Below are 9,597 nucleotides of genomic sequence, written 5' to 3' on the forward strand. Positions count from 1 at the left end.
GGAATCTATGAAAAGAATATTGATTACTAATGATGATGGCTACCAATCCCCAGGATTACTAGCACTTAAAGAAGCCTTATCTCCGCTAGGACATGTTATGATTGTTGCTCCTGCGAGTGAAAAATCTGCGTGTGGGCATGGAATGACACTAACGCGTCCCCTAAGATTTATAAAACTTGATGATGATTTTTATAAACTTGATGATGGAACGCCAACTGATTGTATTTATCTCTCACTTCACGCACTTTATGAAGAAGGATTTAAACCAGATTTAATTGTAAGTGGAATCAACATAGGCTCTAATATGGGTGAAGATGTTAGCTATTCAGGCACTGCTAGTGCTGCTATGGAGGGAGTTTTACACGATATTCCCTCTATAGCTATTTCGCAAGTCTTACAAGATAAAAATTACTTTGGATTTGATTTTTCTCTTGCTAAAGAAACTATTTACAACCTTGCAAAAAAAATCTTAGAAAATGGCTTCCCTCTTCAAAAAAGAGAGTTTTTAAATGTCAATATTCCACAGATTCCAAAAGATCAATGCAAAGGAGTGAAAATCACAGAGCTTGGAATTAGACTTTATGGGAATGATGCACATTTACATAGGAATCCTCGTGGAGAAGAATACTATTGGCTAGGACTTCATCCGCTAAATTGGAAAGAGCGCAATCAGCAAGAATCTTCAGATTTTAACGCTGTGATGAATGATTATGTCTCTATCACGCCTATCACCCTTGATTTTACTGCTAAAAAAAGTATGCAACCCCTACAAAATTGGATTATGCAATGACAAATAAGCGCTTTACTCGCACTCTTTTACTTTTTAAAGAAGATGGTTTTGCAAAACTCCAAAATTCCAGTGTTTTACTTCTTGGGGTGGGTGGCGTTGGAGGATTCGCTCTTGATTGTCTTTATCGCACAGGAATTGGCAGAATCTGCATTATAGATTATGATAACTTTGATGAAACCAATCAAAATAGACAAATTGGCTCTTTTGAGGGTGTGGGAGAAAAAAAGGTAAAAATCCTAGCACAAAAATATCAAGGCATAGAAGCCATAGAAACTAAAATCACTCAAGAATTTCTTCAAAATTTTGATTTTACTCCTTTTGATATTGTCATTGATGCAATTGATGATATTGATGCAAAAATCGCTCTAGCTCTCACAATTGCCAATCACCCCAAAAATCCAAATATGCCCCTACTTCTTTCTTCTACAGGAAGTGCTAAGAAACTTGATCCCTCACAGATTCAAAGCGCTAGTATTTGGAAAACCTATGGGGATAAATTTGCTAGAAAATTTCGCGAGGGACTAAAAAAGCAAGGTTTCAAGGGAAATTTTCAAGCGATTTTTAGCCCAGAACCCCCTCACTGCAAGGAATTAGGAAGCTTTAGTGGTGTTACAGGAAGCTTTGGATTACGTCTTGCAAGTGAAGCCATTTCAATTATTTTAAAAAAGGAGACATTATGCAAATCTTAGCAAAAAGCTATGAAGATGAATGTGAAGATTTTGAAGAAGAAGAATACGATGGATATGATTCTAGATATGAAGATAGTGATAAATACAATTATGATGAAGATGATTACGATAATAGCGATAGCGATTATGAAAATGATGAGGATTATTAATGCAAAATATCAAAGTTGCTCTCATTCAACAAGCCTTTAAAGGCACAAAAACAGCCACCCTGCAAACCACTGCAAAAATGATCAAAGAAGCAGCAAAGAATGGTGCAAATCTTGTTTTATTGCAAGAATTACATACAACGGAATATTTTTGCCAAAGTGAAAATGTGGATTTTTTTGATTATGCGTTGAGTTTTGAAGAAGATTGCGAATACTTTAGTGAAATTGCTAAAAACCATAAAATTGTGCTTGTAACTTCACTTTTTGAACGGCGCACAAGCGGACTTTATCACAACACTGCTGTAGTTTTTGAAACTAATGGAGAAATTGCAGGAAAATACCGAAAAATGCATATTCCAGATGATCCAGGATTTTATGAAAAATTTTATTTTACTCCCGGAGATTTAGGATTTACGCCTATCTCTACGAGCCTTGGAAAGCTTGGAATCTTGATTTGTTGGGACCAATGGTATCCAGAAGCTGCAAGAAGTATGACTTTAAAGGGAGCAGAAATCTTAATTTATCCAACTGCAATTGGTTGGTTTGATTCTGATTTTAAAGAAGAAAAAGATCGCCAAAGGGAAGCTTGGATAGCCATTCAAAGAGGTCATGCAGTAGCCAATGGGATTCCAGTAGTTGCCATTAATCGCGTGGGATTTGAAAAAGATAAAAGTGGAGTTTTAGAGGGCATACGCTTTTGGGGATCTAGTTTTGCCTTTGGCGCACAAGGAGAGCTTTTAACACTTGGAAGTGTAGAGGGTGAAGAAATTTTGTATTTTGAATGGGATAAAAAACGAAGTGAAGAAGTGCGCAGAATCTGGCCATTTTTGAGAGATAGACGCATTGATTCTTATCAAAATATTTTAAAGCGTTTTGATGATTAGCGACAAAGAAAAGTGGGATTTGCGCCACCAAAACAATCCTATCCCAAACTCGCCATTAGAACTTCTTTCTCAATACATTACTCAAGCACAAAAAGGTAGAGCATTAGACATTGCTTGTGGAATGGGGAGAAATTCAAGATTTATGCGCGATAATGGTTTTGTGGTGGATAGTATTGATATTTCTACCTATGCCATTTCAAGCCTTAAAGATGAAGTCAATATTAATCCTATTTGCGTGGATTTAGACACCTTTAGTATCCCCAAAAATCATTACGATCTTATTTGCAATAGTTTTTTTTTGGAGCGCAGATTGTTTCCTTCTATCCTTGAGGGGCTTAAAAAAAATGGTATTTTGATTTTTGAAACTTTTGCAAGAAGCGACAACGAATCTCACAATGCTTTTGCTTCAGATTCTTCCCATCTTTTAAGAAAAAATGAGCTTTTAAGGGCATTTTTAGACTTAGAAATTCTTTTTTATGAAGAAAAGCTTATTTCCAGAAATCGAGATTCTCACACTTTAGCTTTAGTCGCTAGGCTTGTTGCGCGTGCCTAATTTTTTACATTTTTACTCCAAACAACGCAGCAAAAAGATTCTAAACATTGCTATCCCCTCTGGACTAAATTCTCTTTTGGATATTATTAATCTCTCTATTGATTTAATGTTTATCGGAGTTTTTGGCGCTAACGCCATTGTGGCTGTGGGAGTTAGTCTTAATTATATGATGTTAGCTTTTGCTTTTACAACAATTATTTTTGTTGGCAATAGCGCCTTAGTTTCAAGATTCCTTGGTGCAAACCAAAGAGAAAGCGCCAATGAAGTAGTTTTAAGTCTTACCTTTGCGGCTTTTTGTTTCTCCATTCCCTTGTGCTTATTAGCATTTTTATGCTATGACTATTTTTTTAGCTGGATTGGAATTTCTAATGAAGCCAAAGAAATTGGCAGTTCTTATTTGGGTTTGACACTTTTTACCATTCCCTTGCTTTTAATTAAACAAGTAAGCATTTCTTCATTTTCTGCTGCTGGAGCGACAAAAATACCCTTTTTTATTAAAATTTTTATCACGCTTATCAATCCTATCTTAAAATATATTTTTATTTTTGGCTTTTTAATTATCCCAGAATTTGGAGTAATTGGGGCTGCTATTGCCACTTTGATTATCAATTTTATTGAAACCTTAGCTCTCTTTTTATATCTGCTATGTTACAAAAAAAGCCCAATTTCCCTAAGAGGAAAAATTAATTTTGATTATATTAGACGCGCTTTTGTTGTTGGAATTCCATCAGGTTGTGAGCGACTTTTTACGCTTTTGTCTATGATCTTAATGGCTAAATTCGTAGCACTTTATGGTACTTTTGATTTAGCAGGTTATCAAATCGCCACAAGAATCGAGGGCTTTGCCTTTATGCCCGGATTTGGATTTATGATTGCTGCTATGGCATTAATGGGACAAAACCTTGGAGCACACAAACCTCTAGAAGCCAAATACAGCACCTTAAATACACTTTTTCTTGGAAGCCTTTTTATGGGGATAATTGGCTTAATTATGACATTTTTTGCTCCCTTTCTTGCAAGTTTTTTTACCAATGATACTCAAACCATTGAAGCAAGTGCAAAATATTTAATTCCCATTGGTATTTCACAAGTCGCATTTGCTTTTATTTGTATCTTAGATGGTGCATTAAGAGGGGCAGGAATTACTAAAATTACATTAATCATCAACACTTTAATGATTTGGGGATTAAGAGTCATCCCTTGCTATTTGATTGCTAAGTTTCACTACCCTATTTCTTATATTTATCTTTGCATTTGCTTAGAGACATTTTTGCGCGCATTTATATATTGGAAAATATTCCAAAAAGGCACTTGGAGAAAAAATAAAGTCTAGCCAATTAAAGCCAAAAATAAAGATAGATTTGAAGTAATGTAAAGCCCCACTACCAGCAGACACAACGCCACTGCAACAAAAACTAAAATTTTTTTCTCAAAGGAAGTTAGCTTATCACCACTTCTTACCACAGAGATGATAGTCGCAACAACAATCAGAAACGAAACTGCCACTATCAACATCAAAATCAAACCAAATCCACTAATACTATTCATATAAATTTTCCTTGAAATATTGTAATTTACTTGTAGTGGCGAATAATTTTTAAAATTATACCACCATTTTTTGCTAAAAATTAAAATCAATCTGAGAATTTATTATGTTTTAACAAGCTATAGGATAAAATGGACACAGATAATTATTTTTAAGGCTAGAATTTATGATTGATTTAAAACTCTTAGTGAATGATTTCGAAAAAGTTGTAGCACAACTTGCTAAACGCAATATTGATGAAGTTTTTTTAGAAACTTTAAGACAAACTCACCTTAATTACAAGCAAAAAAAGATCGCGCTTGAAGAGCTCCAAGCCAAACAAAATAGCAAAACCAAACTCTTTGCACAATACAAACAAGAAGGAAAGGATATTCAACCACTTAAAAAAGAATGTGATTTGCTCAAAGCAGAAATCGCACTCTATACTCAAGAAATACAAGGCTGGGAAGAAAAATTACAAGAATTTTCTCATATTATCCCCAATATTCCTGATTCTAAAACCCCCATTGGTAAAGATGAAAAAGACAACATTGAGATTAAAAAGATTCTTACGCCAAAAGAATTTTCTTTTACGCCAAAAGAACATTGGGAACTTGCTGAGCAAAATGGATGGATTGATTTTGAGCGCGGAGTAAAACTCGCTAAAAGTCGTTTTAGTGTCTTTATGGGAATGGCAGCAAAATTAGAGAGGGCGCTTATTAATTATATGCTTGACTTTAACACCCAAAGAGGTTTTAGTGAAGTGGGAACTCCTGTTATTGTGAATTCTCAAATTCTCTTTGCAACAGGGCAATTGCCAAAATTTGAAAATGATCTTTTTAAAATTTCAGATTTTGAAGAGGAAGAATTAGACAACAAAGAAGCCAAAAAGGGGCACGAGCTTTATTTAATACCCACTGCAGAAGTTACACTAACCAATCTTTACAATAATGAAATTCTTAAAGAAGAAGATTTGCCCTTAATGATGACTGCCTACACGCCTTGCTTCAGAAAAGAAGCTGGGAGTGCAGGTCGCGATACAAGAGGTATTATTCGTCAGCATCAATTTGATAAAGTTGAGCTTGTAGCTATCACCGCCCCACAAGATAGCGATATGATGCAAGAAAGAATGGTTTCTTGTGCTTCAGATTTACTGACTTCATTAGGACTACCTCACCGCTTAATCCAACTCTGTAGCGGAGATTTAGGCTTTAGCGCTAGTAATACCATTGACATTGAAGTGTGGCTACCTGGACAAAATTGCTATCGCGAGATTAGTTCCATTTCTAACACACGCGATTTCCAAGCAAGACGCGCAAAAATTCGCTATAAAGATTCTAATAAAAAAAATATTCTTGTCCATACTTTAAATGGATCAAGCCTTGCTGTAGGCAGAACTTTAGTTGCAATTATGGAAAACTACCAAAATGAAGATGGAAGCATTGATATTCCAAATGTTTTACAACCTTATCTAAGGTAATCTAATGATTGATCAAGAAGATAGCAAACAGGTTATTCATCTTGATGATGGCTTAGATATTCTCCAAGACATTCTAACCAAAGAAGAAAAACCAAAACCACAAACCAAGTGGGATAAGCTGCAAGAATTCTTTAGAAAACATAAAAAAACCACTATTTCTCTTGCTTTATTACTTGGAATTTTTATGGTTGCTCTTATTTTTATCATCGGGCAATTTCTTACTCAAGAAACCAAAAAACCCCAAAAAACCACACAAATACTGCCACCACAACTCTCAATCCAAAAAGGTGGAGACATTATCCCTGATGCTGAAAATCTCGATGCGTTGCTTAAAAAGGCTAACTTTCTTTATTCAAGTGGAAACAAACAAGAGGCGCTTGATCTCTATGGTAAAATCTCAAACTATTCTGAAGGACTCTCTAGTTACAATCTAGGAGTTGCACAAATGGAAGAAAAATCCTATGCTAATGCAATGGAATCTTTTCAAAAAGCCATTGATTTAGGGGAGGATCGTGTAATTAGCTCCCTTAATGCTGCTGTTTGCGCATTATATCTCAATCAACCACTTAAATTTCAATATTATCTCAATCTTGCAGAAACCTACCTTCCTTATGCTGGGAATCTCCCCCTTTATTCTTATCTTTATGCTCTCACACACTATTATCAAGGAAATTATTTTGAAGCTTTCTCTCCTCTCACACACCCAAGTTCACCTTACTACCAAGAACAAAATAATCTCTTACTATCATCGCTATATGCTTATTTTAATAATAATCGCAAAGCCCTAGAAGTCCTTAATAAAGATTCGGAAAATCCCAATCATTGGTTTAATCTAGCACTTCTTTATGCGAGAATTGGAGAATACAAACAAGCCAACACTTTAATCCAACAAACTATTGACACTTTTGGAATCTCTCTCCAAAGAGAAATGGCACTACTTCTTGTCAAACTCCAATTGCATGATTACACACAAGTTTCACGAATATTAAGCAAATATGCCAACAATAAAGAAGCCATCAAGCATAATCCCTACCCCATTAAAGTTACTTTAAAACAAGATTTTTTTAATATCAACACAGCCCAAAAACGATTTTGGAATAACTTCAGTGGTTTTAAGCTAAACTCCTATAAGATTCTCTTTTATTTTGCTCCTTACAAGGTTTTTGATGCACAAGAAGCTTTCAGTATTATCCAAAAAGGCGGAATCAATATCCACATAGAGAATCTCCAAGAAGCCAAAGAAATATTACTGCGCGGACAAACAATCTCCAAAGTTAATCGCAATATTGCCAATGCAATCTTAGAAACATTACAAGGCGATATTAGAAGAGCCAATGCTCTACTTATTAGCGCTACCAAAAACTATCCCAATCACTCTATCTTACATTACAACTTAGGGCTTAATTACGCGCAAATGGGAGATTTTGATCACTCTTATCAGCACTTCATACGCGCCTTTCACCTTAATCCAAAAGATTTATTAGCCGGTATTTTTGCACTTATTACTTCTCAACTCACCCATCGAGATTCCACACGCTTAGATAATGAAGTCTCTCAAGAATTCGCAAACCTAGAAACCACACCACAAGAAAGAGAATTTTTTCAAACACTTCTAAACTTTGCGCGTGATGGGACACCAAAACCCCTTGAATCGCTAGACAACAAAAAAAGTAATGTTGCTATTTATTATGCTCTTAATTTTGTCCAAAATATAGCTCTTCAAGATCAGAATTTACTCATAGAATCTGCTAATGGATTAAAAACACTTCTTCCCAATGACCCCCTAAGTAACCTACTTAATCTTTTAGCAATCAATTATAAAGATGACCCAAAAAGCCTTGCTCTAAAGCTTCAAGGTTACTACCAAGATTCTACTATCAACAAAGATCCTATTTATTATGGGGCGGCTGTTGTTAGAGAAATGTATATTGAAATTGCTTATATTATTGGGACTTTGCATTATGTAGAGCAAGATTTAGACAATCGCCTCATTACCGAGCAAAAAGATGTGCGTGGAATCATTCAAGCACTCGCTTTGAGCTATATTTATCTCCAAGAGTTTGAAAAATCTTTCACACTTTATAACAGCCTTATTGATGACTTTAAAGAACAAGACACACAAACATTGTTTTTAGCTGCTGTTGCCGCAATTGGTGCAGGACATACCCAAAACGCCGCCACTCTTCTACAACTCTCTAAACTAGAAGCACCTACAAACTTTGAAACTAGAATTGCTAATGGACTTTTATATTTACAAGAAAATAACTATAATGCAGCTGCTTCACAATTTACTGCCTTGGTAAATTCTGGTGTAGTATCAGAGTTTTTTGATTTTAAAATTGATGTAAAAAAACTACAAAACAAAGTAAAAACTTCTAATTAAACCCTGCTCTACTTTTTACCTTTTATTATAGAAAAAAGTATAGCAAATTATTTAAACTATTCTTTAGCTAACTTTTACCTTTCTTTTCAACAACAATGAATATAAGGTTTATATATTAAAAAATCAATTTAAAAACAAAAATATTTGTGTAATCAATACTAAAGAAGGACTTTTGTTAAACAAGTTTTAAAGCTATTTAGTCCAGAAGCCCCACATGCTTTAGCGGGTGGATAACTCAAAATTTTTAACCCTTTTAAAAAAACTCTTTTATTGCCGTGCTTTGTTATTACTTATTGCTTTCAGTTCCATTTGGTTTTTATCCATTAAAAACACGCTCCTTATCCTATGTTCTCCATTGAAAATAGCAAATTCTTTTTAAATAGTCTCTTTACTTCTCATTAAAATATTGAAAATCGTTTTTTCTTTCTTTAAAATACAGCACATTAGAATTTAACATTTTCTTAATTCTGCCAAAATCCCTTTTATTCATAGGGATAAAAGTTGTGTTGATAATTTCGCCATTAGTATCAAGGGCATATCCCACCATATAGGTATATTTTTCTTGCAATTGGTAGGGCTTAAAAAAGACATAAGAATCTTGTGCTATACTTTGATTGTCTTTATTCTGCACTAGTTTGCTATTTTGCATTTCCCTAGCATTCGCAGACAACTTTGGATTAGGGACATATTCTTGCTTAACGATAAAAAGCGGGTCGGTAAGAGTATCAAGGAATGCTCCGCTATACATACTCCTATCTTTCTTGTAAGTATTTTTCTTATTCATATGCTCCCAAGCGTGTTCTAAATTGATAGTGATTCCGCCTATGGGTGTATTGATATTGTTATATCCTCTGTTCTTTTGGTTTAAAAACTCTTGTTTGCTTAAAGCTTTTGGCAATGATTCTGCAAAAGAATTTAACCTCTCTTCTAAGATCCTATCCTCCTTAACAAAAAGTTCTTTTAATATTGCTTTGCTTTGGAGAATCCTGCCTTTTTCATTTTTGATAATATATCTTGGTTCTAAGGCTTCTAAAAGGGGGTATTTTGCTTTAGCACTCCCCCAACCTTTTGTTAGTGTATTGCTTAGCTCTTGTGCTACTAGCTCTTTGTATTGTGGATTGTCTTTTAGATATTTCGCGCTTTTAGC

Annotated in this window: 10 protein-coding genes; 8 read left to right on the top strand and 2 right to left on the bottom strand. The window is 34.7% G+C overall.

What is annotated here, in order from left to right:
• Positions 1-7: 7 nt before the first annotated feature.
• Genes surE through MKD52_RS06535 form a run of 6 tightly spaced genes read left to right on the top strand, consistent with a single transcriptional unit; the run spans position 8 to position 4,395 of the window.
• Positions 8-790 carry a 5'/3'-nucleotidase SurE gene (gene surE / locus MKD52_RS06510; RefSeq protein ID WP_242099677.1) on the top strand — a complete coding sequence of 261 codons (783 nt, stop codon included), beginning with the start codon at positions 8-10 and terminating at the stop codon, positions 788-790.
• The gene (locus MKD52_RS06515) at positions 787-1,479 is read left to right on the top strand and encodes a ThiF family adenylyltransferase (protein ID WP_242099678.1); all 693 of its coding nucleotides are present in this window, start codon (positions 787-789) and stop codon (positions 1,477-1,479) included. Before surE ends, MKD52_RS06515 begins: the two co-directional genes overlap by 4 nt.
• Positions 1,467-1,628, top strand: coding sequence for a hypothetical protein (locus tag MKD52_RS06520; protein WP_181566554.1), 162 nt, complete (start codon positions 1,467-1,469; stop codon positions 1,626-1,628). The genes MKD52_RS06515 and MKD52_RS06520 overlap by 13 nt, the downstream gene beginning before the upstream one ends.
• Positions 1,628-2,509 (top strand): carbon-nitrogen hydrolase, encoded by an 882-nt coding sequence (locus tag MKD52_RS06525; RefSeq protein ID WP_112057697.1) that lies wholly within the window; start codon positions 1,628-1,630, stop codon positions 2,507-2,509. The genes MKD52_RS06520 and MKD52_RS06525 overlap by 1 nt, the downstream gene beginning before the upstream one ends.
• Complete coding sequence (locus MKD52_RS06530) at positions 2,502-3,062, top strand: methyltransferase domain-containing protein (RefSeq protein ID WP_242099679.1); 561 nt, start codon at positions 2,502-2,504, stop codon at positions 3,060-3,062. Before MKD52_RS06525 ends, MKD52_RS06530 begins: the two co-directional genes overlap by 8 nt.
• Positions 3,055-4,395: an MATE family efflux transporter gene (locus MKD52_RS06535; protein WP_242099680.1), complete on the top strand. Its 1,341-nt coding sequence runs from the start codon at positions 3,055-3,057 to the stop codon at positions 4,393-4,395. Before MKD52_RS06530 ends, MKD52_RS06535 begins: the two co-directional genes overlap by 8 nt.
• Here the strand turns inward: MKD52_RS06535 and MKD52_RS06540 are convergent.
• Entirely contained in the window at positions 4,392-4,610 is a 219-nt protein-coding gene (locus MKD52_RS06540; RefSeq protein WP_242099681.1) for a hypothetical protein, read from the bottom strand. The two genes, MKD52_RS06535 and MKD52_RS06540, sit on opposite strands and share 4 nt — an antisense overlap.
• A 164-nt stretch (positions 4,611-4,774) precedes the next feature.
• Between MKD52_RS06540 and serS the strand changes: the two genes are divergently transcribed.
• Both serS and MKD52_RS06550 read left to right on the top strand, forming a co-directional pair.
• The gene (serS, locus tag MKD52_RS06545; protein WP_242099682.1) at positions 4,775-6,067 is read left to right on the top strand and encodes a serine--tRNA ligase; all 1,293 of its coding nucleotides are present in this window, start codon (positions 4,775-4,777) and stop codon (positions 6,065-6,067) included.
• 4 nt (positions 6,068-6,071) lie between these two features.
• On the top strand, positions 6,072-8,450 hold the full coding sequence (locus MKD52_RS06550) for a hypothetical protein (RefSeq protein WP_242099683.1): 2,379 nt from the start codon (positions 6,072-6,074) through the stop codon (positions 8,448-8,450).
• Positions 8,451-8,838: 388 nt separating this feature from the next.
• Here the strand turns inward: MKD52_RS06550 and MKD52_RS06555 are convergent.
• The coding region (locus MKD52_RS06555) for a hypothetical protein (RefSeq protein WP_242099684.1) at positions 8,839-9,597 on the bottom strand (759 nt) is incomplete at its 5' end.

Source organism: Helicobacter sp. CaF467b (assembly GCF_022664765.1).
Classification (GTDB): Bacteria; Campylobacterota; Campylobacteria; order Campylobacterales; family Helicobacteraceae; genus Helicobacter_D; species Helicobacter_D colisuis.